17 protein-coding genes are annotated in these 23,531 nt (G+C 60.6%); 10 read left to right on the top strand and 7 right to left on the bottom strand.

All coding sequences use genetic code 11. From position 1 onward, the window contains the following. Positions 1 to 59: 59 nt before the first annotated feature. The 3 genes from AC3WN7_RS20625 to AC3WN7_RS20615 all read right to left on the bottom strand — a co-directional run bounded on the left by AC3WN7_RS20625 (position 60) and on the right by AC3WN7_RS20615 (position 4,423). Entirely contained in the window at positions 60 to 1,313 is a 1,254-nt protein-coding gene (locus AC3WN7_RS20625; protein ID WP_102674814.1) for a hypothetical protein, read from the bottom strand. Further along, entirely contained in the window at positions 1,314 to 3,836 is a 2,523-nt protein-coding gene (locus tag AC3WN7_RS20620; RefSeq protein ID WP_102674815.1) for a CS1-pili formation C-terminal domain-containing protein, read from the bottom strand. Positions 3,837 to 3,946: 110 nt separating this feature from the next. Further along, positions 3,947 to 4,423, bottom strand: a complete 477-nt coding sequence (locus AC3WN7_RS20615) for a CS1 type fimbrial major subunit (protein ID WP_015093674.1) — start codon at positions 4,421 to 4,423, stop codon at positions 3,947 to 3,949. A 519-nt stretch (positions 4,424 to 4,942) separates the two neighbouring features. On the opposite strand from AC3WN7_RS20615, the gene AC3WN7_RS20610 reads away from it, so the two are divergent. Both AC3WN7_RS20610 and AC3WN7_RS20605 read left to right on the top strand, forming a co-directional pair. After that, positions 4,943 to 5,518 (top strand): PadR family transcriptional regulator, encoded by a 576-nt coding sequence (locus AC3WN7_RS20610; protein ID WP_102674816.1) that lies wholly within the window; start codon positions 4,943 to 4,945, stop codon positions 5,516 to 5,518. After that, positions 5,515 to 6,300: a siderophore-interacting protein gene (locus AC3WN7_RS20605; protein ID WP_102674817.1), complete on the top strand. Its 786-nt coding sequence runs from the start codon at positions 5,515 to 5,517 to the stop codon at positions 6,298 to 6,300. Before AC3WN7_RS20610 ends, AC3WN7_RS20605 begins: the two co-directional genes overlap by 4 nt. Positions 6,301 to 6,450: 150 nt before the next feature. Here the strand turns inward: AC3WN7_RS20605 and AC3WN7_RS20600 are convergent, their stop codons facing one another. Beyond that, positions 6,451 to 7,092: a Pr6Pr family membrane protein gene (locus AC3WN7_RS20600; RefSeq protein ID WP_102674818.1), complete on the bottom strand. Its 642-nt coding sequence runs from the start codon at positions 7,090 to 7,092 to the stop codon at positions 6,451 to 6,453. A gap of 2 nt (positions 7,093 to 7,094) precedes the next feature. Further along, on the bottom strand, positions 7,095 to 7,325 hold the full coding sequence (locus AC3WN7_RS20595) for a VF530 family protein (protein WP_007975135.1): 231 nt from the start codon (positions 7,323 to 7,325) through the stop codon (positions 7,095 to 7,097). Positions 7,326 to 7,674: 349 nt separating this feature from the next. On the opposite strand from AC3WN7_RS20595, the gene AC3WN7_RS20590 reads away from it, so the two are divergent. The 7 genes from AC3WN7_RS20590 (at position 7,675) to cmoB (ending at position 17,615) form a co-directional block, all read left to right on the top strand. Then, positions 7,675 to 9,057, top strand: a complete 1,383-nt coding sequence (locus AC3WN7_RS20590) for a carbohydrate porin (protein ID WP_102674819.1) — start codon at positions 7,675 to 7,677, stop codon at positions 9,055 to 9,057. A gap of 212 nt (positions 9,058 to 9,269) precedes the next feature. Next, positions 9,270 to 11,681: a glucose/quinate/shikimate family membrane-bound PQQ-dependent dehydrogenase gene (locus tag AC3WN7_RS20585; RefSeq protein ID WP_102674820.1), complete on the top strand. Its 2,412-nt coding sequence runs from the start codon at positions 9,270 to 9,272 to the stop codon at positions 11,679 to 11,681. A 317-nt stretch (positions 11,682 to 11,998) separates the two neighbouring features. Next, positions 11,999 to 14,416, top strand: a complete 2,418-nt coding sequence (gene lon / locus AC3WN7_RS20580; RefSeq protein ID WP_095964857.1) for an endopeptidase La — start codon at positions 11,999 to 12,001, stop codon at positions 14,414 to 14,416. 217 nt (positions 14,417 to 14,633) lie between these two features. Next, on the top strand, positions 14,634 to 15,026 hold the full coding sequence (locus AC3WN7_RS20575; protein ID WP_095964856.1) for a protease inhibitor I42 family protein: 393 nt from the start codon (positions 14,634 to 14,636) through the stop codon (positions 15,024 to 15,026). A gap of 2 nt (positions 15,027 to 15,028) precedes the next feature. Further along, positions 15,029 to 15,664 (top strand): lysoplasmalogenase, encoded by a 636-nt coding sequence (locus AC3WN7_RS20570; RefSeq protein WP_102674821.1) that lies wholly within the window; start codon positions 15,029 to 15,031, stop codon positions 15,662 to 15,664. Between the two features lie 254 nt (positions 15,665 to 15,918). Further along, positions 15,919 to 16,662, top strand: a complete 744-nt coding sequence (gene cmoA, locus AC3WN7_RS20565) for a carboxy-S-adenosyl-L-methionine synthase CmoA (RefSeq protein WP_102674822.1) — start codon at positions 15,919 to 15,921, stop codon at positions 16,660 to 16,662. Then, complete coding sequence (cmoB, locus tag AC3WN7_RS20560) at positions 16,659 to 17,615, top strand: tRNA 5-methoxyuridine(34)/uridine 5-oxyacetic acid(34) synthase CmoB (protein ID WP_102674823.1); 957 nt, start codon at positions 16,659 to 16,661, stop codon at positions 17,613 to 17,615. Before cmoA ends, cmoB begins: the two co-directional genes overlap by 4 nt. A gap of 131 nt (positions 17,616 to 17,746) precedes the next feature. On the opposite strand, the gene tadA is transcribed toward cmoB, so the two are convergent. Continuing rightward, positions 17,747 to 18,244, bottom strand: coding sequence for a tRNA adenosine(34) deaminase TadA (gene tadA, locus AC3WN7_RS20555; RefSeq protein ID WP_007973921.1), 498 nt, complete (start codon positions 18,242 to 18,244; stop codon positions 17,747 to 17,749). Continuing rightward, positions 18,244 to 19,620 carry a multicopper oxidase family protein gene (locus AC3WN7_RS20550; RefSeq protein ID WP_102674824.1) on the bottom strand — a complete coding sequence of 459 codons (1,377 nt, stop codon included), beginning with the start codon at positions 19,618 to 19,620 and terminating at the stop codon, positions 18,244 to 18,246. Before AC3WN7_RS20550 ends, tadA begins: the two co-directional genes overlap by 1 nt. Positions 19,621 to 19,812: 192 nt before the next feature. Between AC3WN7_RS20550 and AC3WN7_RS20545 the strand changes: the two genes are divergently transcribed. After that, the coding region (locus AC3WN7_RS20545) for a membrane-targeted effector domain-containing toxin (protein ID WP_102674825.1) at positions 19,813 to 23,531 on the top strand (3,719 nt) is incomplete at its 3' end.

Raw genomic sequence — 23,531 nt, 5'->3', positions numbered from 1 at the left:
AACTTTTAGTCCTTGGTCATTGAACACACTGCCGGTACGACTGATCGATGCGTTAGCCATCAGATTTCCGAGTCCCAGATCACAATGACAATGCCGGTATAGGTGCCGGCAACACCGGGCCTCAGCATGGATTCCATGTACGATTGCTCAACTTCGAAATGCAGGGTTCCCGGTGCCCGGTCCACATAGAAGCCGGGCTTGAACTGCTGCTCATTCCCCGCACCGGTCCTCAATCGCAGGCGTCTCACGGGTTGGCCTGAGAGGTCGGTTATGCCATTAGGCAGGCTTACGCTGATGTGTAAGACGACTCGACGACCGTTATCCGCACTATTCTCCAGTCCGCATTCGCCACCTATTCCGGGCCCGCATTGCATCAGTATCTTGAATCGCGTCGAGGCCGATATATTGAAAGTCTGGTCACGGAACAGTCGCACCGGCCGGCGTCCGGCTTGCAGCCAGCTTTGCCATCCGCCTTGCGGCTCCAATCGGATTTTGTTGCCACCTGGAGGGATATCGACCTTGAGGGTGTGCTGAACATCAAGCACAAAACTCAGGGTCAGATCGGAATCGTTGGGCACCATCACGTCGCCCATGTCAAAGTCACCGCCCGGCCCGATGCGATAAGTCAGGTCGCCGGTGTAGAGCCCTGAAGACATACCAAGCGGATTGGGCGTACGCAGTTCATAGGCGAAATCCAGGTACTCGTAGTACATGGTCGGAATCCTGAAACTGGCAGTTTTTACGCAGGTGCCCTGAATCGGGGTTTTCCAGTAAAACTGGTAAAAATCATCGGTGTACCAACCGACGCCGCTGTACTGACACGGCGACGGGGGGTTCACCCAGCTGCCATACGGGCCGCCCCACAATGCCCGGTGCCCTTCAAGCGTATTGGGTGCACCTGTAAGGTTGGTGACCTTGTCGTCGAGCACGTACCGCGATCCAAATCCGGCAATGCGCATCTCGACCTGTTCCGACTCACCGGTTTCGGCATTCGTAACCGTCAATGCACGCCATTGCGCCGGCACGGTGAACATCGAACTGTTGCGCTGCGAGTCATGGGGTTGCATGGCCCTTACGGAATCGAACCGTATGGGCAGGCGGATGCTGAAGGTCGCGTTCTGTTCGCACTGATCGGGATAGTCCGCGCAGTAACCACTGACCGGGGTTTTGTTGATGAACGTATTACGTTGCGGGTTTGCCGGGTCAGGCCGGAACAACGCCCTGATCTCCTGATTGACCGCCTCGGCCGTGGGCGCCACAAACAGCGCCAGCAAGCACAGCCACTGCGGCATACACGTCTTGAAATTAACCATTCAACTGGCCTCCTGGCGAGTCAATGACGCATCCGCCAAGGTGTCCGGCGAACAGCGCAGATCGCCGATCATCAACACGTTGTTTTCACTGCGGTGCTTGTCGGTATCGAGCCGGAACTGGCACAGCAACTGGTCGGCGTAACGCACTTCGAGGGTCGGTGAACCGGCATGCATTTCCATCGAGAAGAAGCCATCGACTTCACTCACGCCACGACTGGCGTGGTTGATCACGTGGTGGCCCTTGAGCGGCCGGCCTTGTGGGTCGACCAGACGCCCGAGCACGGTCAGGGTTTTCATCACGTAGACCTTGCGATACTCCACGCCGCCCTTGTTCAGGTGATAACGGGTGCGTGCCGGCTCGATGCTGGCCGCTGGCGCGTGATTGCCTTCGAAGTCGAAGCTCACGGAGCTGTTCCTGTAGGCCGTCAGCGGTATGAAATTGCGCCCTGGACGCAATGCCGCGCTGCCGCCGCTGAGGTCGTCGGCGCGTAACGCGATGCCGTCGATATCAGACTCGACATCGACGATCATCCCGGCCCCTCGTCCTTGATACTGACTGGTCAGGGCCATGCGCTGGCCACCGACGACCACGGTGCTGTCCAGGTTCAGGCCACCGGTGAAGTTGTCGTTGAACGAGGAACGCTGAATAAAGCCGTCGCCGTTGATCGCGTCGGTGCGAAAGTTCGCCAGGCTCGACAGGCCGACGCCGTAGGTGTCGGTCAACGCAGTCACCGAGACGCTCTGCAGGATGTGGTCTTGCAGGTCTTTGCGATAACCGAGCGAGGCGTTGGTGTCGCGGCTGCCATCACGGGCGGTGCGGCTGCCGATGCTGCCGGAAACCTGTTGACCCGGCCCGCCGAGCGCCACGCTGATGCTCAGGTCAACCCCGCGATTGCGCGCGTCACCGCTGCTGTAACTGCCGGGACGATCGAACAGTGACAACCGCCAGTTGGCGTCGCTGCCCAGCAGCATGGTGCGTTGCGTCCAGCCCAGGTCGACGCCGACGCCTTCGACGTTGCCCTCACTGTGGGAGACCCGCGCGTTGAGCGAACTCTTGCGGCTGATGCGGTGGTTCAGCGCCAGCGATGAATTGCTGGTCTCGCCGGTGAACACATTGCGTTGGCGCACGCGGGTGCCGTCGGGCAGCGTGTCGAAGGTGTTGGTGGTGTCGAGCCAACTGCGGTTATGGCTCACCACCAGACTGCCGGAACCATAGTTGTAGAGCGCTTGCAGATCGGCGCCGGTGCCGTGGTCTTCGGTCTGGTACAGATTGGCATAGAGGCTGACGCTGTTGGCCAGGCTCCAGTCGATGGAACTGCCGTACTGCAGCGTGTTACGCACCTGACGCGCCGACAGCCCGAGGATTATCCGTGGATGCAGCAGGTAGTTGATCGCGGCGCCTGCCGTCGCATCGCCACTGTCCTGTTGATCCCAGTTGCTCAGCAGTTTGCTTTCCTGGCCGGCGAACAGGTTGTAGCGCCAGCGCTCCTCAACGTTGCGCCAGTTGGTCGGTTTGTAGATCAACTCCTGAGTAGTCGAGGTGACCTGGCCGTCTTCTATCAAGCGCACTTCCACATCATAGATGCCGCCGGGCAACGGGCGGGTATCAAGGGTTTGCAAACCGGCGGGCACCGCTTGGGTGTTGAGCAGCAGACCATCGCGATAAATCTCCACCGACGCCTGGCGATTGGCGGTGACATAGATCGGATAAACGCTGGGTTTGGGGCTGTCGATCGCCAGGCTGTCGGAACTGCCGTACATCACGCCAACGGCGGTGTCGGGGCTGGTGCCGAACGAACGGGGCTGACGGGTCAAGCCTTCGGAATTGGGGGTGAAGTAGCCCAGGCGGAAAAAACTGCCTTGCAGTTCGCGCTGGGTGTAGAGCTCGTGTACGGCGTGATAGGTCTTGTCATCCGGCCCGCCCAGACGCGCCAGTTGCATGTTGAAGGTCTGGCTCCAGTTGCCCAGGCTGCCGCTGGCCTCCAGGCCATAACGCCCGCCGAGGTTCTGATCCTGGCCGCCGTTGAGGTTGAGTTGGTTGCGCACCATCAGGCCGCTGCTGCCGCCTTCGGGCTGGTCGTAGAAACGCTTGGCCTCAGTGTCGCGCTCGGCATTTTCAGTGACGATCGACAGCAATGAGTTTTCCAGGTTGTAGTGCACCGCCAACATCTGCTCGGGGCATTGGCCGCTGCAGGTGCCCAACGCCACGCCGGGTTTCAGAATGCTGGCCCAGGTGTCGCGTTCGCCAGCGCTGAAACGGCTGTCGCTGGTGTCGGTGAAATCGAGCAAGGTGACCCGGTCATCGCGGGACAACACGATCATCGCCTCGCCGAGGGGTTGTTGATCAAGCTCGACCCGCACGGCCAATGGCACATCGAAGAAATGTTCCTCGAAATCGGCCGGCAGCCCCTTGGCCTGGGCCAGTAAACTTCGAGGCGTATTATCAACGGAAGTCGGCGCCGCAAATGCGCTGCTACATAACAGCAACGCAAGCGTTGCCGCGATGGGCGTCATCGGGAACATGAACAAATACTCTGATTACAAGGAAGTCAAAGCCCGGTCGGCAAACTTGATAGTTTGCCGACCGGTTACGTTACTTTGAGCAAGTAAACGCTTACCGTCGCAGTTGTTACTTATACGGAAGGTTCAACGACCAGCATGACGACACCGGTGTAATCACCCGCATCAGGTTTACCGCCCAGCGCACTGATCTTGAACGGTGCGCGATAGCGGACATTGGACTCAGCTTCGCCAACAACTTCCTGCGAAGTGGTGGTCAGGGTTTTACCGTTGAGCTCGACTTTCAGGTCGATGGTCTTGTTCCCGGCGATCAGTTTCGGCACGCCTTCCAGGCGGGCGTTCACTTTACCGGCGGTGTGCAGCACATCAAAGTGCCCGTCGACGGTCTTCATGGAGTCAGTGCCCGGGTTGTAGCTCATGTCCTGGTCTTTGTTGACCAGGTCCGCATCAACCGGCACCGCGTAGAAATCGTCGGATGGAACATGGGCCACAATGCTGATGGAGTGTTTGGCTTCGGTGGCGGCAAACGCCATCGAGGAACTCAGTGCCAGAACAGCCAGAGGAGCAGCGAACGCGATTTTCTTGAACATCTTTCAGTACCTGTCGTTTAAAAAAAGGATCTAAGTATTGAAAGTTTCGCTGAAGCAAAACAGTCACGAGCAGTGATGTTCCAGCGCAACTCTCAACGCCGAAAGATGATCGTTCAAACAATCCGGAAAGTAAGCAGGCAAGTTCCTCAAAGCGCGTAGCCAAAGGGCCACGACCGTGGCATGAAAAATACTTTAATATTTATAAAATCACTGTTCAGCTGTCAGATCCAGACTACATAAAGCCAATACACAGGCCATTAAGGTCGACAACGACACAGTAACTTCTGTAGGAGGGATATTACAAATCCAATGTATTAAGGCGTGAATCGTCAATTTAGAGAGTTAACACTAATTTCAACTTGTTCGCGCGTCTTGAAAGCCTTTTTCGGAGCTGCAAAAACGCCATTTTCAGTGGCGGTTTCGCCTGGCGTGGTGATCAGCCGTTGGTCGGGGGGGCTTGCGGACCTCTTAAGATATATCTTAAGTTGTATCTAAACACGACGAAAGAGAACGCAAAAAATGAGAGACCATCATTCCCCCCACCGCGAACACGGCGACGGTCGCGATGGCTTCGAGAAACGCCCTGGCCGCGAACGCGGTGGGCGTGGCCCGCGAGTATTTGCCCCCGGCGACCTGAAACTGCTGCTGCTGGCGTTGATCGCCGAACAGCCGTGCCACGGCTACGACCTGATCCGCCAGATCGAAGGCATGTTCGACGGCGCCTACAGTCCCAGCCCCGGCGTGATCTACCCGACCCTGACGTTTCTTGAAGAAAGCGAATTGATTACCGGCGACGCCGAAGGCGGGAAAAAACGCTACAGCGTGACCGACGCCGGACGCCAGTCCCTGACCGAGCAAGCCGTCGCCCTTGAAGGTGTGCGGGTGCGCATCGATGTCAGCAAGCGTTCGTTGCGCGGCCATGATCGCCCGGCCGAAATCCACGAGGCAGTGCACAACCTGCGCCACGCCCTGCAATTGCACCACGGCCGCTGGAGCGCGGAAGAAATCCAGCGCGTCGCGGCCCTGCTCAACGACACCGCCAAAGCCATCGTCGACGGCCCTGCCGTTCAACCCATTCAGGAGAAAAACGAATGACTGAAGTGATCGCGCAAACCATTTACCGTGTCATGCACGAAATCAAACGCCGTCGCCTGGAGGTGTTGCGCGTGGTCGACCTGACCCCGCGCATGCGCCGGATTACCCTGGGCGGGCCGGAGTTGGCGGGGTTCGTCAGCCTGGGTACGGACGATCACGTCAAACTGTTGTTCCCGCAGAACGCCGAGCAGGCTGCGGCACTGGAAACCCTGGTGCTGGGCGCCGGCAAGGACAACGGCCCGCTGCCCGAGATGCGCGACTACACGCCGCGCCGCTATGACCTGAACACCCTGGAACTGGACATCGACTTCGTGCTGCACGGCGACGGCCCGGCCTCGACCTGGGCCGAACAGGCCAAACCGGGGCAGTTCCTGCACATCGGCGGGCCGCGGGGTTCGATGATCGTGCCGGACATGTTCGACAGCTACTTGCTGATCGGTGACGAAACCGCCCTGCCCGCCATCGCCCGGCGGCTCGAAAGCCTGGCGGCCAACCGCCGTGCGCTGGTGATCGTGGAAGTGGAGAACGGCAAGGAGCAGCAAGTGCTGGAAAGCGCTGCCGAGGTCAATGTGATCTGGGTGCTGCGCGAAGGTGGCAAGGACAATCTGCTGACCACCGTGCGCCAGATCCAGGTGCCCGGCGGCAGCCTGTACGCGTGGGTCGCGACCGAGAGCAAGGTGTCGCGGCGGATTCGTCGGGTGTTGCTCGATGAGCATGGGCTGAACGAGCAGTTCGTCAAGGCGGTGGGCTATTGGCGGTTGGATGACAGCGACGAGGAGTGACCACCGTACCTGTGGCGAGGGAGCTTGCTCCCGCTCGGCTGCGAAGCAGTCGCAAAATCAGCAACCGAAGTTATCCAGACACAACCCGGTTGCAGGTTTCAGCACTGCTGCGCAGTGCAGCGGGAGCAAGCTCCCTCGCCACAAAAGTGCCTACATCCGAGCGCGCCACCGGTCCAGCGCCACCACCCACAATGCAATCACCACAAACCCCGCCAACAATCCCCCGGCGTTGATGAACACCTGTGGATAACCCAGTTTGTCCACGTCAATGAACGGGTACGGATAAGTCGCCAGCACATGCCCGCGCAGCAACGAGTAAGCGAAGTACACCAACGGATAAATCACCCACAACGCGATATGCCCCCAGCGCAACGAGCCTTTCGGTACACAGAACCACCAGTACCCCAGGAACAGCAGCGGCATGACGTCATGCATCAGCTCATCGGCCAGCCATTGCCAGCCTTCGGGATGCCATAGATGGCGAAGCAATACGCTGTACGCCAGGCCGACGACAGTGATGCTCACAGCAACCCCACTAATGACCCAGGGCTGCAAGAACCAGCGTCGAGCGGCGGACTCGCGGGACGTCAGTTCACAGGTCAGCACCGTCGCCACCAGGGTGTTGCTCAGCACGGTGAAATAGCTGAAAAAACTCACCAGCCCACCGATCAGACTGGCCCCCAGCGTCCAGCGCGAATAGAAAATCAGGTACATCTGGATGCTCAATCCCGCCCAGCCGAGCATGGCAGCCACGACTACAAAACGGCGGCGCATCGCGCAAGGATCGACCATGTTCAGAGCGGTCGTTTGGTGCGCATCAACTTCACATACAGACGTTCGACCTTCTCCCGCGCCCACGGGGTTTTACGCAGGAACGTCAGGCTCGACTTGATGCTCGGGTCGCTCTTGAAGCAGCGGATATCGATGCGTTCGGCCAGCCCCGACCATTCGTAGTGTTCAACCAGGGCGTTGAGGATTTGCTCCAGCGTCACGCCGTGCAGCGGGTCGATGTTGTGTTCGGTCATGCCGGGCCTTCAAGCAGAGTGGGAATTGGAAGTCGCGCACCTTAGCCGAGGGTTTCGTCGGGTGGAAGCGATCTATCAAATGTAGGTGAATCTGTTGATGTAGGAGCGAGCTTGCTCGCGATGGACTCGAACGAAAACGCGTCAACCCAGAATGAACGCGTTATCGTTATCGACCATCGCGAGCAAGCCCGCTCCTACAACTGTTACCAAATCCGAAAGGCTGCATGTCAGTAAAAGCCCTTTCTCTATTTGTAACAGATGATTATCCTTGCGCCCGCTTTAGCTGAAACGCTTCTGCTAGCCATTTCTTCCGTTTAATCCCCAGAAAAAGATCAAGAATTTCTTCTCTATGCCTGATTTCCAGCTTTCGAAAGACAGCGCTGTCTTCAAACCTGTTGCCTGCCGAAACACCTTGAACCTGATAGGCGGACTCACCGCTTTGGGCCTTGCCACTTGCGCTCACTCGGCTCCGGCCTTCGATAGCGATTCGCCGTGGATGCTCGGCGACTGGAACGGCACTCGCAGCGAACTTGCGGAAAAAGGCTACGACTTCAAAGTCGATTACACCGGTGAAATGGGCAGCAATCTGCACGGCGGCTACGACCATGACCGCACCGCCCGCTACAGCGACCAGTTCGGCCTGGGCACCCATCTGGACTTGCAGAAAATCCTCGGCTGGGACGACGCCGAGTTCCAGCTGACCATCACCGAACGCAGCGGCAACAACATCAGCAACGACCGCATCAACGATCCGCGTGTCGGCGGCTTCACCTCGGCCCAGGAAGTCTGGGGCCGCGGCCAGACCTGGCGCCTGACGCAGATGTGGTATCAGCAGAAGTTCTTCGACGAAAAACTCGACATCAAGGTCGGCCGTTTCGGCGAAGGCGAAGACTTCAACAGCTTCCCTTGCGACTTCCAGAACCTGGCGTTCTGCGGCTCCCAGGTCGGCAACTGGGCGGGCGACATCTGGTACAACTGGCCGGTCAGCCAGTGGGCACTGCGGGTCAAATATCACCTGACGCCAGAGCTTTATGCACAGGTCGGCGCGTACGAGCAGAACCCGTCGAACCTGGATCGCGACAATGGCTTCAAGCTCAGCGGCAGCGGCACCCAGGGCGCAGTCCTGCCGGTGGAGCTGGTGTGGACGCCTAAACTCAACGGCCTGCCGGGTGAATACCGCGCCGGTTACTACTACAGCAGCGCCAACGCCACCGACGTCTACAAGGACAGCAATGGCCAGCCTGCCGCCCTGAGTGGCGAAGCCTACCGCAGCGCCTCGAGCAAGCACGGCATGTGGCTGGGCCTCCAGCAGCAAGTCACCCGCCTGGCCAGCGATCATTCCCGCGGCCTGAGCCTGTTTGCCAACGGCACGATGCACGACAAGAAGACCAATGCCATCGACAACTACGTCCAGGCCGGTCTCGTCTACAAAGGTCTGTTCGATGCCCGGTCCAGGGACGACATCGGTTTTTCCATGGCCCGCGTCCACGTCAACCCGGCCTATCGCAAGAACGCCGAGGCGACCAACCAGGCCAATGTCGTTTTCGACTACGACAATCCGTCCTACCTGCCACCCCAGGACACCGAATACAGCGCCGAACTCTATTACGGCGTGCACGTGACCAACTGGCTGACCGTGCGCCCGAACCTGCAATACATCCGCCATCCCGGCGGCGTGAACGAGGTCGACGACGCGCTGATCGGCGGGATCAAGGTCCAGTCGTCGTTCTGAGCAACCACACAAAAACCTGTGGGAGCGGGCTTGCTCGCGAAGGCGTCATCACAGCCAACATTTGTGCTGCCTGAGCCACCGCTTTCGCGAGCAAGCCCGCTCCCACAAGGGATTGCGTCAACCACACCGGTTTTATGAACCCTGCCCGCGCCGGATCGTCATCTACAGTGAACTGGCGCGGGACTACTTGAAACATCACGGAGAATCACACTATGAGCACTGATGGTGCCTTGGGTCGAAGCCGTCTGTTGCCGACCCTGCTCGGCATACTGCTTCTGCTAATGGGCCTGGCCATGCTGGCCGGGGGGATCAAGCTGAGCATGCTCGGCGGCTCGCTGTACTACCTGCTGGCCGGCATTGGCATTGTGCTGAGCGGCGTGTTGCTGATCGCCGCCCGCCGCGCGGCGCTGGGCCTGTACGCACTGGTGCTGTTCGCCAGTACTGTTTGGGCGCTGTGGGAAGTCGGCCTCGACTGGTGGCAACTGGTGCCGCGCCTGGCGCTGTGGTTCGCCCTCGGTGTGGTGATGCTGCTGCCGTGGTTCCGTCGTCCATTGCTGATCAACGGCCCTGCCCCTGTGGGCACTGGCGCCTTGAGCGTGGCCGTGGTCCTGGCCGGTGTCACCGCCGTGGCCAGCCAGTTCACCCACCCGGGCGAGACCTTGGGCGAACTGGGCCGCGACACCGCGGACATGACCAGCACCGCGCCGCAGATGCCCGAAGGCGACTGGCAGGCCTATGGCCGCAGCGAGTTCGGTGACCGCTACTCGCCACTCAAGCAGATCACCCCGGCCAACGTCGGCAAGCTGCAAGAAGCCTGGCGTATCCAGACCGGCGATCTGCCAACCGCCGATGACCCGGTGGAACTGACCAACGAAAACACCCCGCTCAAGGCCAACGGCATGCTCTATGCCTGCACCGCCCATAGCAAGGTGCTGGCGCTGGACCCGGACACCGGCAAGGAACTGTGGCGTTTCGACCCGCAGATCAAGAGCCCGGTGGGCTTCAAGGGCTTCGCCCACATGACCTGCCGCGGCGTGTCGTACTACGACGAAGCGGCCTACGCCCAGTCTGAAAACGCTGCCTCCGCCGTCATCTCTGAAGCCGGCAAAGCCGTCGCCCAGGCCTGCCCGCGTCGTCTGTACCTGCCAACTGCCGATGCACGCCTGATCGCACTCAACGCCGACACCGGCAAGGTCTGCGAAGGTTTCGGTAAAAACGGTGTGGTTGACCTGACCCAGGGCATCGGCCCGTTCACCCCCGGTGGCTACTACGCCACCTCGCCGGCTGCGATCACCCGTGACCTGGTGATCATGGGCGGCCACGTCACCGACAACGAGTCGACCAACGAGCCATCCGGCGTGATCCGTGCCTTTGACGTACACGACGGCCACCTGGTGTGGAACTGGGACAGCAACAATCCAGACGCGACCGAACCGCTGCCAGAAGGCGAACACTACAGCCGCAACTCGGCGAACATGTGGTCGCTGGCCAGCGTCGACGAAAAACTCGGCATGGTCTACCTGCCACTGGGCAACCAGACCCCTGACCAGTGGGGCGCAGACCGCACCCCGGGCGCCGAGAAGTTCAGTGCCGGCCTGGTCGCGCTGGACCTGGCTACCGGCAAGGTGCGCTGGAACTACCAGTTCACTCACCATGACCTGTGGGACATGGACGTCGGCAGCCAGCCAACCTTGCTGGACATGAAAACCGCCGACGGCATCAAGCCTGCGGTGATCCAACCGACCAAGCAAGGCAGCCTGTACGTCCTCGACCGTCGTGACGGCACGCCGATCATCCCGATCAAGGAAATCCCGGTTCCGCAAGGCGCCGTGAAAGGTGACCACACCGCACCGACACAGGCCCGTTCGGACCTGAACCTGCTGGCCCCGGAACTCACCGAAAAAGCCATGTGGGGTGCCAGCCCGTTCGACCAGATGCTGTGCCGTATCCAGTTCAAGGAGTTGCGCTACGAAGGCCAGTACACCCCGCCGTCGGAACAAGGCAGCCTGATCTATCCGGGTAACGTCGGCGTCTTCAACTGGGGCGGCGTTTCGGTCGACCCGGTTCGCCAGATGCTGTTCACCAGCCCGAACTACATGGCCTTCGTCTCGAAAATGGTGCCTCGCGCCGAAGTCGCGGCCGACAGCAAACGCGAAAGCGAAACAGCGGGCGTGCAACCGAACACCGGCGCACCTTATGCGGTGATCATGCACCCGTTCATGTCGCCGCTCGGCGTACCGTGCCAGGCGCCGGCCTGGGGCTACGTGGCCGGCATCGACCTGACCACAGGCAAAGTCGTGTGGAAACGCAAGAACGGCACCAGCCGCGACAGCTCGCCATTGCCTATCGGCCTGCCACTCGGCGTGCCAAGCATGGGCGGTTCGATAGTCACCGCTGGCGGCGTCGGCTTCCTCAGCGGTACGCTGGATCAGTACCTGCGCGCCTATGACGTCAATACCGGCAAGGAGCTTTGGAAATCGCGCCTGCCGGCTGGCGGTCAGGCTACGCCGATGACCTACACCGGCAAGGACGGCAAGCAGTACGTGCTGTTGGTCGTCGGTGGCCACGGCTCACTGGGCACCAAAATGGGTGACTATGTGATTGCGTACAAACTGTCCGAGTAAGTTTTAGCGGCAGTAAAACGAAAGGCGACGCCCGTGAGGACGTCGCCTTTTTTGTGGCCGCAGATCTCAAAACACCACAGGCCCCCTGTGGGAGCGGGCTTGCTCGCGAATACGGTGTGTCAGGCAACATTTACATCGACTGATACGCCCTCTTCGCGAGCAAGCCCGCTCCCACAATTGACCTCGCACTGCCATGGTTCAGCTAACCTGTCTCTGCGCTGAACACGCCTTCGAAACACGGCGTTGCAGAAAATGACCGTTGAAACCACCGCCAACCTGCCCCATCTAAGACCCATACCCATTGTGCAGGTGCCCCCATGAGCGACCAGCAAGAATTCCCCGAAGACCCGAGCGAATACGCCGATCCACAAAGCGCTCCACAGCACAAACCCGGCAAAGGCCTGGCCCTGCCCGGCCAGAACCTGCCGGACAAGGTCTACATCATCCCGATCCACAACCGGCCATTCTTCCCGGCCCAGGTCCTGCCGGTCATCGTCAACGAAGAGCCGTGGGCCGAGACCCTCGACCTGGTGGCCAAGTCTGAACACCACTCCCTGGCCCTGTTCTACATGGACAGCCCCCAGGAAGATCCGCGCCACTTCGACACCTCGGCCCTGCCGCTCTACGGCACCCTGGTCAAGGTGCACCACGCCAGCCGCGAAAACGGCAAACTGCAATTCGTCGCCCAGGGCCTGACCCGTGTGCGTCTGAAAACCTGGCTCAAGCACCATCGCCCTCCGTATCTGGTGGAAGTCGAATACCCGCACCAGCCCACCGAGCCGACCGACGAGGTCAAGGCCTACGGCATGGCGCTGATCAATGCGATCAAGGAACTGCTGCCGCTCAACCCGCTGTACAGCGAAGAGTTGAAGAACTACCTCAACCGCTTCAGCCCCAACGACCCGTCACCGCTGACCGACTTCGCCGCCGCGCTCACCTCGGCCACCGGTAGTGAGCTGCAGGAAGTGCTCGACTGCGTGCCAATGCTCAAGCGCATGGAAAAAGTCCTGCCGATGCTGCGCAAGGAAGTCGAGGTCGCGCGCCTGCAAAAAGAGATTTCCGCCGAAGTTAACCGCAAGATCGGTGAACATCAGCGTGAATTCTTCCTCAAGGAGCAACTCAAGGTCATCCAGCAGGAGCTGGGCCTGACCAAGGACGACCGCAGCGCCGACCTCGAACAGTTCGAACAGCGGCTGGTGGGCAAAGTCCTGCCGGCGCAGGTGCAGAAACGCCTGGAAGAGGAAATGAACAAGCTGTCGATCCTCGAGACCGGTTCGCCGGAATATGCGGTCACCCGCAATTACATCGACTGGGCGACCTCGGTGCCGTGGGGCGTATACGGCGAGGACAAACTCGACCTCAAGCACGCGCGCAAGGTGCTGGACAAACACCACGCCGGCCTCGACGACATCAAGGACCGCATCCTCGAATTTCTCGCAGTCGGCGCCTACAAAGGCGAGATCAGCGGCTCCATCGTGCTGCTGGTCGGCCCGCCGGGCGTGGGCAAGACCAGCGTCGGCAAATCCATCGCCGAATCCCTGGGCCGGCCGTTCTACCGTTTCAGCCTTGGCGGCATGCGCGACGAAGCCGAGATCAAGGGCCACCGCCGCACCTACATCGGCGCGCAGCCGGGCAAACTGGTGCAGGCACTCAAAGACGTCGAAGTGATGAACCCGGTGATCATGCTCGACGAGATCGACAAGATGGGCCAGAGCTACCAGGGCGATCCGGCTTCGGCCTTGCTGGAAACCCTCGATCCGGAACAGAACGTCGAATTCCTCGACCACTATCTGGACCTGCGGATGGACCTGTCCAAGGTGTTGTTCGTGTGCACCGCCAACACCCTGGACTCGATCCCCGGCCCGTTGCTCGACCGCATGGAAGTGATTCGCCTGTCGGGCTACATCACCGAAGAAAAAGTCGCCATCGCCAAGCGTCACCTGTGGCCCAAGCAGCTTGAGAAAGCCGGCGTGTCCAAGGGCAGCCTGAGCATCAGCGACAGCGCGCTCAAAGCGCTGGTCGACGGCTATGCCCGTGAAGCCGGCGTGCGCCAGCTGGAAAAAAACCTCGGCAAACTGGTGCGCAAAGCGGTGATGAAACTGCTCGACGAACCGAAAGCGGTGATCAAGCTCGGCCCGAAAGATCTCGAAGCGTCGCTCGGCAAACCGGTGTTCCGCAACGAGCAGGTGCTGGCGGGGGTCGGCGTGATCACTGGCCTGGCCTGGACCAGCATGGGCGGCGCAACCCTGCCGATCGAAGCCACGCGCATCCACACCCTCAACCGCGGGTTCAAGCTCACCGGACAACTGGGTGACGTGATGAAAGAGTCGGCGGAGATCGCCTACAGCTACGTCAGCTCGCACCTGAAGTCCTATGGCGGCGATCCGAAGTTCTTCGACGAAGCCTTCGTCCACCTGCACGTACCGGAAGGCGCCACGCCGAAGGACGGCCCGAGCGCCGGCGTGACCATGGCCAGCGCCCTGCTGTCGCTGGCACGCAACCAGCCACCGAAAAAAGGCGTGGCCATGACTGGCGAACTGACGTTGACCGGGCATGTACTGCCGATTGGCGGGGTGCGCGAGAAGGTGATTGCAGCGCGGCGGCAGAAAATTTTCGAGCTGATCCTGCCGGAGGCCAACCGGGGTAATTTCGAAGAACTGCCGGAGTACCTGAAGGAGGGCATTACCGTGCACTTTGCCAAGCGCTTTGCGGATGTGGCCAAGGTGTTGTTCTGATGCTCTTGTAGCGCCTGTACTGCCGTCTTCGCGGGCAAGCCCGCTCCCACAGGAAATTGAGTCGGTCACAAAACCTGTGTGCACCCTCAATCCCTGTGGGAGCGGGCTTGCCCGCGAAAGCGTCAGTCCTGACACCACCGTCCAGGCTGACTGTCACACTTTGTCTCATCTTCAGTTATGCTCGCCGTTCGTCGCCAACGCCGGAGCCACTGATCTCATGTCCCCCACTCGCCTGTTTGTCCCCCTCGCCCTCGCCTTGCTGGCCGCGTGCGCCACGCAACCTGCGCAAAACGTGACTGTGGAAAAACAGAGCGAATGCCCGGTGCAGCTCAGCAACGGACAAAACCTGATCCTGACCCTGCCGAGCAATCCGACCACGGGTTATCGCTGGGCGATCCAGGATTCGGCCGGCGGCGTACTGCACGCCTTGGGGCCAGAGGTGTATCGAAATCCGGAAGATGCCGGCATCGTCGGTTCGGCCGGGGTTTCGACCTGGCGCTTCCAGGCTTTTGCGACCGGCACGGGACGTTTGCGCCTGACCTCGCAACAGCCGTGGGCGCCGGAAGTGCTGCCGGTGGACTCGTTCGATTGCGCGATTTCGGTTAACTGACCGTGGGCTGGCTGATTCTGGCGCTGATGGGCGCAGTGACCTTCCTTTATGGCCTGAGCGTGCATGCCTCGCTGCTGTGCCTGCTGGTCAAGCCGCTGCCGGTACTGGCCCTGCTCGGCTGGCTGCACGACGCACCTCCCGGCGAATACCGGCGCTGGATCAGCCTGGGCCTGATTTTCTCCTTGCTCGGCGACGTGTTGCTGGCGTGGCCGGGGGATTTGTTCGTGTTCGGCCTCGGCGCATTTCTGGTCGCCCACCTGGCGTATCTGAAAGCCTACTTGAGCGATTGCCGGCGCCTGGCTCTTTTACCCCTGATCATCGCCCTCGGCGTGGGTGCGGTGCTGTTGGGGATTCTGATGTCTCATGGACTGGGGCCACTACTGGTTCCGGTGATCGTCTACGGCCTGGCGATCAGCACCATGCTCTGGCGCGCGCTGGCGCGGCTTGGCAGTGATGTGCCCAAGCGTTCGGCCTTGCTGGCTGCCGGTGGTGCGGTGGCCTTTGTGTTTTCGGACAGTGTGATTGGCATCAGCCGTTTTGTGGTGCCGTTCGATGCGGCGCCCTATGTGATCATCCTCAGCTATTGGCTGGGGCAGTGGGGTATCACGGCATCGGCGTTCTCCCAAAGCAAACGCTGACCCCTGTGGCGAGGGGGCTTGCCCCCGTTGGGCTGCGCAGCGGCCCCAAAACCATTCAACCGAGTAGTTTCAGACACACCCGACTAACCGAATTTACGACGGCTGCGCCGCCGAACGGGGGCAAGCCCCCTCGCCACAAGAGCACTCTCGGCTTTCGAACTGCATCAACCCACCCGCTTTATCAGACAACCCGCGCATCCCCGCGCCAACTTGGCTAAAATGCCGGCCTTTTCACCGATACCGCTGGAACCGCCGTGAGCAAAGAACCCGATCGCCTTTTCGCCCAGCCTTTGGCCCAGGTGCCTGACTTCGCCTTCAACGAGGACGTGGTGCGGGTGTTCCCGGACATGATCAAGCGCTCGGTGCCGGGCTATCCGACCATTGTCGAAAACCTCGGCGTGCTCGCCGCGCAGTTCGCCCAACCGGGCAGCGTGCTCTACGACCTGGGCTCGTCGCTGGGTGCCGTGACCCAGGCCCTGCGCCGGCATGTGCGCACCGATGGTTGCCGGGTGATCGCTGTGGATAACTCGGCGGCCATGGTCGAGCGCTGCCGCGAATACCTCAATGGCCAGAACTCGATGTTCCAGGAGTTGCTGCCAGTCGAGGTGATCGAGGGCGACATCCTGGCGCTGGAGTTCCAGCCGGCTTCGGTGGTGGCGTTGAACTTCACCCTGCAATTCATCGCCCCGGACCAACGCACCGCGCTGTTGACGCGTATCCGTCAGTCGCTGTTGCCCGGCGGTGCCCTGATCCTCTCGGAAAAACTGCGCTTCGAAGACGAGCAGGAACACGCGTTGCTCACCGACCTGCACATCGCCTTCAAACGCGCCAACGGCTACAGCGAGCTGGAAATCGCCCAGAAGCGCAGCGCCATCGAAAACGTCATGAAGCCCGACAGCCTCGAAGAACACCGCGAACGCCTGCTGGCCGCCGGGTTCTCGAAAGTCGTGCCGTGGTTCCAGTGTCTTAACTTTGCCTCGTTGATTGCCCTGCCATGATTGATCTGTCTCCCCTCGCCCGCCGTCTGGCCGGCACGCCGCTGGCCGAATGGGCCAACACCCTGCAGGCGCAACTCGACAAGAAAATGGAAAAGGGCCATGGCGACCTGGAGCGCTGGCAAAGCGCGCTGGACGCCCTGCCAGGGATCCAGCCGAGCGAAGTCGATTTGCTCAACGGCCTGAAGCTGGACACCGATTGCAGCGACGAGACCCGCGCGCAAATGCGTTCCGCGTTGATGGGCCTGTCGCCGTGGCGCAAGGGCCCGTTCGACCTGTTCGGTGTGCACGTCGACACCGAATGGCGCTCGGACTGGAAGTGGTCGCGGGTCGCCCCGCATCTGGACCTTGCGGGCAAGCGCATCCTCGATGTCGGCTGCGGCAACGGCTATTACATGTGGCGCATGCTCGGCGCCGGTGCCGACAGCGTGATCGGTGTCGACCCGAACTGGCTGTTCTTCTGCCAGTTCCAGGCGGTGCAGCGCTACCTGTCCGAACCGAACGCCTGGCACCTGCCCTTCCCGTTCGAAGACCTGCCGCCGAACCTCGAAGGCTTCGACACGGTGTTTTCCATGGGCGTGCTCTACCACCGCCGCTCGCCCATCGAGCATTTGCTGGCGCTGAAGGACTGCCTGGTCAAGGGCGGTGAACTGGTGCTGGAAACGCTGGTGGTCGAAGGCGACAAGCACCAGGTGCTGGTGCCGGAAGACCGCTACGCGCAGATGCGCAACGTGTGGTTCCTGCCGTCGGTGCCGGCGCTGGAGTTGTGGTTGCGACGTGCCGGGTTCACTGATGTGAAGTGCGTGGATGTGAGCACCACCACAGTCGAAGAACAGCGCGGGACGGAGTGGATGAAGTATCAGTCGCTGAGCGACTTCCTCGATCCGGAAGATCACAGCAAGACGATTGAAGGGCTGCCGGCGCCGATGCGGGCGGTGATTGTGGCTCGTAAATAACAGCCACTGAAGATCCCCTGTAGGAGCGAGCCTGCTCGCGATGGACTCAAGAACACCGCGGGGAACCAGATTGCCCGCGTAATCGTTCACGACCATCGCGAGCAGGCTCGCTCCTACAGGGGGGTCAGTGTTTAGTCGGAAGGTTTTGCTCTTCGGGCCTTGAAGAACTCACTTAAAACAGCCCCGCACTCCTCCGCCAACACCCCACCCTCATGCAACACCCGGTGATTCAAAAAGCCCTGGGTAAAGAACTGCCCCTGGCTCTGCACAATCCCCGCCTTGGGCTCCAGCGCGCCATACACCACCCGCGTTATCCGCGAATGCACGATCAGCCCGGCGCACATGCTGCACGGCTCCAGCGTCACATACAGCGTACTGCCGGGCAGGCGATAGTTGCTGACGGCCTCGGCGGCGGCGCGAATCGCGACCATCTCGGCGTGGGCACTGGGATCGCTGGTGCTGATCGGGCAATTGAAGCCACGCCCGATGATTTCACCGTCCTGCACCAGCACCGCGCCCACCGGCACTTCGCCCAGGGCTGCGCCTTGGGCGGCCAGGGCCAGGGCTTCACGCATGAATTCGCGATCACGGCTGCGGTCGATGATGGCGGCGGGACGAATCTGACGCATCACGCCACCTCGATGGCGGCCATCAGGCCGGTTTCCATGTGATCGATCACATGGCAGTGGAACATCCAGACCCCGGGATTATCCGCCACCAGCGCCACTTGCGCGCGCTCGTTCTTGCCCAGCAGATAAGTGTCGGTGAAGTACGGAATCACCTTGTGCCGGTTCGAGGCGATGACCTTGAAGCTCATGCCGTGCAGGTGAATCGGGTGCTGATACTGGGTCATGTTCTTCAATTCGAAAATGTAGCTCTTGCCCTTTTCCAGCTTGGCAATCGGGCGGTCGGCGCAGGTCTTGTCGGTGATGTCCCAGGCCTTGCCGTTGATCTGCCACAGGCTCGGCGGCTTGCCATTGTCGACGTTGACCGACACCGAGCCGACCCATTCGAAATTGAAGTTGAGTTTCACGGCATTAGCCAGGTCCGGCTCGGCAATCGGGTTGGCCGGCAGTGCCGGCGGCCATTGGCTTGGTGCGTCGGTATTGGCCACTGAACGCAAGGTACCCAGGCGCACCGGGCCGTTGCGCAAGGACAACTCTTCACCGGCCGGCGGCGCCTTGATCGCCAGGCAGATGCGCATGCCGGGGCCGAGCCAGTATTCCTTGCCCAGCGGGCGCGGTTCGACGGGGTTGCCGTCGAGCGCATAGATCTGCGCTTCGACGCCGGGAATATTCAGGCGATAGGTCAGGGTGTTATCGAGATTGAGAATGCGCACCCGGGTGATCTGCCCCGCCGGCAAGTCGATCACCGCCTGCGGCACACCGTTGATGGTCGCCAGGCGTCCCGCCGTGCCGCCACGGGCCGCTTCCCGGGGGATGCTGAACTCGACGAAATTGCCGACCTCGTCGACATGCCAGCTCTTGAGGCTCAAGGTCTTTTCGTACATGAAACCGGTGGGCTCGCGCTCTTCGATGATCAGCGGGCCCACCAGGCCACGGCCGAGTTCTTCGCTGCTGTTCACATGCGGGTGGTACCAGTAGCTGCCGGCATCCGGTACGCGGAATTTGTAGTCGAAGTACTCGCCCGGCAGCACCGGCAATTGCGAGACGTAGGGTACGCCGTCCATTTCCAGCGGCAGGCGGATGCCGTGCCAGTGAATGGTGGTCGCCACCGGCAAGTGATTGATGAAGCGCACCCGCAGCCATTCACCCTGGCGCACCCGCAACTCGGTGCCCGGCGCCGACGGGCCAAAGGCCCAGGCCTGGGTCTTGTGCCCGGCCACCAACTCCACGTCCAACGGCGCCGCAATCAGCTCATAGTCGTGACCGGCATCCGCATCGGCCATCTTGCCCAGCCAGTAGCGCGACGCACCACCGGCTCCCACGCCAACGACAACAAGACCGGCCAGGCCACCGAGTATTTGGCGACGGGTAAAGGACATGAACTCAACTACCTCACAAATCAACGACAGGCCAGCGACCCGGAAAAGGCGAATACGATACACCTGCAACTGCGAAACAGTAAGGGCGATACAGTGACGCATGCCGGATCGCCCATGCATATAACTATGTAGTACACCTCCTCTGAACGAACGGGTCATGCTCAATACTCGTTTCTCAAGGAGTGAGACTGCATGAATCCGAATCAAAACCGGCCCCTGCCCAATGCAGACGACAAGGCCGCCCTCAAGGCCATCGCCACCCGCATCATCAAGACCTGCCCCAGCCTGCAAGACACCGCTCATGACGTCGCCCTTAACCTGCTGAAGAAGTACGGCATCACCGGCCTCGATCCGGACCGGGTGTATTTCCACCGCTTCGACGCGTCGCAAAGCAGCTCGAAGGCCTTCTCCGGATGGGAGCATGTGAACGCCACCCCGACGTCGTCCATGACCCTGACCCAACTGGTGATCCACCGCTTCCGCGCCGCCGATCAGGACAATGCCGATCTGCTGGATGTGTATGCGGGTTTCTATACCGCTGGACCGCGCACCGGGACTTTCAATGAAACCAACGAAGTGCGCCTGCACGGCAACGACGTGCTGACAGACTTCTGGAGCATCGACTTCAGCGCGGTCTACAACGAACGGCTGACGAGCTTCTGGAGCGAATCAGACGCCGACTTCCGTACCCTGGCCAAGTGCAATTTTCTCATCAACGCCTTGCGGGCCCGCGACCGTAAGAAGCTCAGTGACGCGGACTTCAATGTCGCCGTCACGGCCGTCATGGGCCCCATCACCTGGCCGGTCAGCCTGCAGATGTTGCAAACGCAATACGCCGATACGCATGCCCAGGTACGAATGCTGGATGTGGCCGGCTACCTGTCGAACAACATTGTGCGCATCAAGGCGCCCAAAGGCCGGCAGATTCTCTACCTTCCCGGAGAGGCCGAAGCCTTCAAGGTGCTGGAAACCGAAACGGACATGCACTTCTGGGTGTTGCTGCAAATGAATGACGAGGCGCGACGCCAGGCATTCATGGCGCACTTCTCCATGGCCGATCGCCAGGACATCGCTGACAACCTCACGGACCTGATGAACCGCCTGGTGGGCAGTTGGAGTGCGTACGACCATCAGTTGATCAATCAGGAAAACCGCGGCGTTGACGGTGACGTTTTCAGTTGGTTGCGAGACTCGACCAGGGCCGCGATGTCCGCCGAGGCCGCGCTGTCACTGACCTCCAATGGCGATCTGCGGGAAAAACTGTGGATCGGTTACCTCAGCGCCGGCGTGAAAGTGTTCGGTCCGATGGCGGTCGTCGGCTGGCCGGTCGCACTGCCGGTGATCGGCGCCAGCATCGCCAACATGGGGTTGAACATCGATCAGGCGGTCAACGGCAAAACCGCCGAGGAACGCAAGGCCGGTGTGCTTGGCGCGGTGCTCAGCGGTATCGACATCTTGTTCAACCTGCTCGTCCTCAAAGGTCCCGGTTCGCTGGAGGAAGCCGGCCCCGAAATCGACGCCGCCGAGGCGAAGGAAATGGCTGAGCTGAAGGAGACAACACCACCGCCCAAAGCCCCCAAACCTGCACCGACCGAGGTGGCCGTTGGAACACCGGATAATGCCGGACCTACGGTGAAGGTGCCGGAATCTTTCAAGATCAAGGTATCGCTCAGCGACGACACACTGGTTCACGAACCGGGCAAGTTTCAAGGCACCTATCAGCTCGCTTCCAACCCTTCGTCCGCGATAAAGCTCAACGACAACGCGTACTTCGTGCGCTATGAATCCGATATCAATGGCCGTGGCACCTGGGCCATCATCGACCCGGCCAACCCCCATGCATTCTCCGGTTCGATCCCCGTGCGCTTAAATGCTGCTGGCACCTGGGAAATCACCCCGCGCCTGGGACTGAGGGGCGGCATGATCGTATCGCCGGTTTCCAGCACTGGTGCGACAAGCGAGCCCGTCATCGAAGAATGGGCGCGTACACCGGGCATTCATGTGCCCGGCCTCGAAGACCCGCAAATGAGGGCCTGGGCACTCGGTGGACCCGATGTACGTAATTTGTACAGACGTTTACGGACCATGGGCAGCATAGATGTACACAGTGAGTTGATGTCCCCTATCGACGAATTCACCGAGTCCTTGAGCGAGTTCCAGCTGGATCAGGAAGAGCCACGCAATGAACTGATCAGCGATGCAAACGCCTACTACGAGCTCAATCCCCCAACCCCTCGCCTTCCAGTCCCTGCACGAGTGTTAAACGCATCGACCGAACTGCTCGACGTCGCATTCGCGGAAAAACCGGGACTGATCGTTGGCGAGAGCCGCGGCAGTATCGGCAGTAAACAGTTCCTGATCGAAAACATGCCCGCCCTGGCCCGCCGCGGCGTGAAGACGTTGTACTTGCAGGAACTGCTGGCCAACGTCAATCAGCTCGATCTGGACACGTTTGCCAGAACCGGCGAAATGCCCGAAGAGCTGGAGACCTACCTGAGAAAACTCGACATCAGGGCCGGCAACGATCCCGAGGGCAGATTCAACCTGCTGGCGCTGGTGAGGTCTGCCAACACCCAGCGTGTGCGGGTGCAGGCCATCGATATGACAACGACCTACAACATCAACGAAGACTCGTTTTCCCGGCATCCGGACAGCCAAATGGCGAGGAGTTACTTTGCTGGCGAGGTCATTCAGCTCAATGAAGAATTGAAGGGACCCGCCAAATGGATTGCCTTGGTCGATCAGGAACACATGACGAGTTTCAGAGGCTATCAAGGCATCAGTGAACAGACTGACGCCTTGAGTGTACGAATCGAAGACGTGACACCGGGCCAGGCACTGCCCATTGGTTCCGATCCGGGATTAGCGGTGGAATATGCAGACTATCCGGGCTCGCCTGTCGAGGAGGAAGGGTCCGGTATCACTGGTTTCGACCACATCCGAGACAGCATCCAGGGCGACTGGCGTGTACAAATGCAAACCCCGTGGGCCTACCGGACGCCACAAGAGCTGCGAGCGCTGTTGCCGGAACCGGGGATGTTCACCTTTCAGCGCTACAGAAGCAGCCTGTTGGTGGTCTATCGCAATGCCGAGAACCGAATGGCCGACACTGTGATCAGAATGACACCCGGTGGCAGGATCAACCTGGATACTCCGCTTGGGCCGGCCTATGACTCCATGACAGTGGATAACCTGGGAGAACTGAAACAGGCACTGATTGAAAATGGCATGCAACCGATGGGTTGGCCGCCAGTGGCTGGAGAGGCCGAGGGTGCGGCATCGGAGCTCGAAGAGCTTGCCCGGGTACGACCTGAAGTCCAGCGGCCGAGCCTACCCCAGCACTGGCAAGCCAACGAATTGCTGGAAGGGGTAACACCGGAAACAACGCCCGGGAAATTCCAGGGCATCTATCGACTCGACGGCAATCCATCGACAGCCATCATGCTCAACGATACGGCCTGGTACGTGCGCTATGAAACCGACACCAACGGTGTCGGCACGTGGGCCATTATCGATCCTGAAAACCCGAACGCGTTTTCAGGCTCATTGCCGGTACGCCTGAACGCTCAAGGTGAGTGGGAGCTGGCACCACGCGCCGGCCTGAAGGGTGGCGGCAACAATCTGAAAGGAATGTCGCCAGGGGTCGCTCAACCCCAGCCGCAAATCGCGCTGCGCAAACCCGCCACAAAATACGACGCACCTGCCAGATACAGCCTCAGGAAGCTGGCGATGGGCAAACCGGAGACCCATGTCAAAGTCAGCCGTTTGCCCGACGGCACAATGAAAGGGATTACCTCCTACGACGAATACGTCGCCGCCCCTCGTGCCGAGTTGTCACGGGACGCTCGAAGCTTCTTTGCCCGCAGCGATTTCTCCACTTCCCTGCCCCCCCCCCCCGCCCTACCCCCCGT

The organism is Pseudomonas sp. FW305-70, assembly GCF_058783925.1.
This window is presented reverse-complemented; position numbering and strand designations above follow the sequence as displayed.

Excerpts from the sequence above, each read along its gene's own strand:
- lon (WP_095964857.1), top strand. The coding sequence starts at position 11,999 with ATGAGCGACCAGCAAGAATTCCCCGAAGACCCGAGCGAATACGCCGAT.
- AC3WN7_RS20625 (WP_102674814.1), bottom strand. The coding sequence starts at position 1,313 with ATGGTTAATTTCAAGACGTGTATGCCGCAGTGGCTGTGCTTGCTGGCG.
- cmoB (WP_102674823.1), top strand. The coding sequence starts at position 16,659 with ATGATTGATCTGTCTCCCCTCGCCCGCCGTCTGGCCGGCACGCCGCTG.
- AC3WN7_RS20605 (WP_102674817.1), top strand. The coding sequence starts at position 5,515 with ATGACTGAAGTGATCGCGCAAACCATTTACCGTGTCATGCACGAAATC.
- AC3WN7_RS20575 (WP_095964856.1), top strand. The coding sequence starts at position 14,634 with ATGTCCCCCACTCGCCTGTTTGTCCCCCTCGCCCTCGCCTTGCTGGCC.
- tadA (WP_007973921.1), bottom strand. The coding sequence starts at position 18,244 with ATGCGTCAGATTCGTCCCGCCGCCATCATCGACCGCAGCCGTGATCGC.
- AC3WN7_RS20620 (WP_102674815.1), bottom strand. The coding sequence starts at position 3,836 with ATGTTCCCGATGACGCCCATCGCGGCAACGCTTGCGTTGCTGTTATGT.
- AC3WN7_RS20615 (WP_015093674.1), bottom strand. The coding sequence starts at position 4,423 with ATGTTCAAGAAAATCGCGTTCGCTGCTCCTCTGGCTGTTCTGGCACTG.
- AC3WN7_RS20600 (WP_102674818.1), bottom strand. The coding sequence starts at position 7,092 with ATGGTCGATCCTTGCGCGATGCGCCGCCGTTTTGTAGTCGTGGCTGCC.
- AC3WN7_RS20585 (WP_102674820.1), top strand. The coding sequence starts at position 9,270 with ATGAGCACTGATGGTGCCTTGGGTCGAAGCCGTCTGTTGCCGACCCTG.
- AC3WN7_RS20550 (WP_102674824.1), bottom strand. The coding sequence starts at position 19,620 with ATGTCCTTTACCCGTCGCCAAATACTCGGTGGCCTGGCCGGTCTTGTT.
- AC3WN7_RS20590 (WP_102674819.1), top strand. The coding sequence starts at position 7,675 with ATGCCTGATTTCCAGCTTTCGAAAGACAGCGCTGTCTTCAAACCTGTT.
- AC3WN7_RS20610 (WP_102674816.1), top strand. The coding sequence starts at position 4,943 with ATGAGAGACCATCATTCCCCCCACCGCGAACACGGCGACGGTCGCGAT.
- AC3WN7_RS20595 (WP_007975135.1), bottom strand. The coding sequence starts at position 7,325 with ATGACCGAACACAACATCGACCCGCTGCACGGCGTGACGCTGGAGCAA.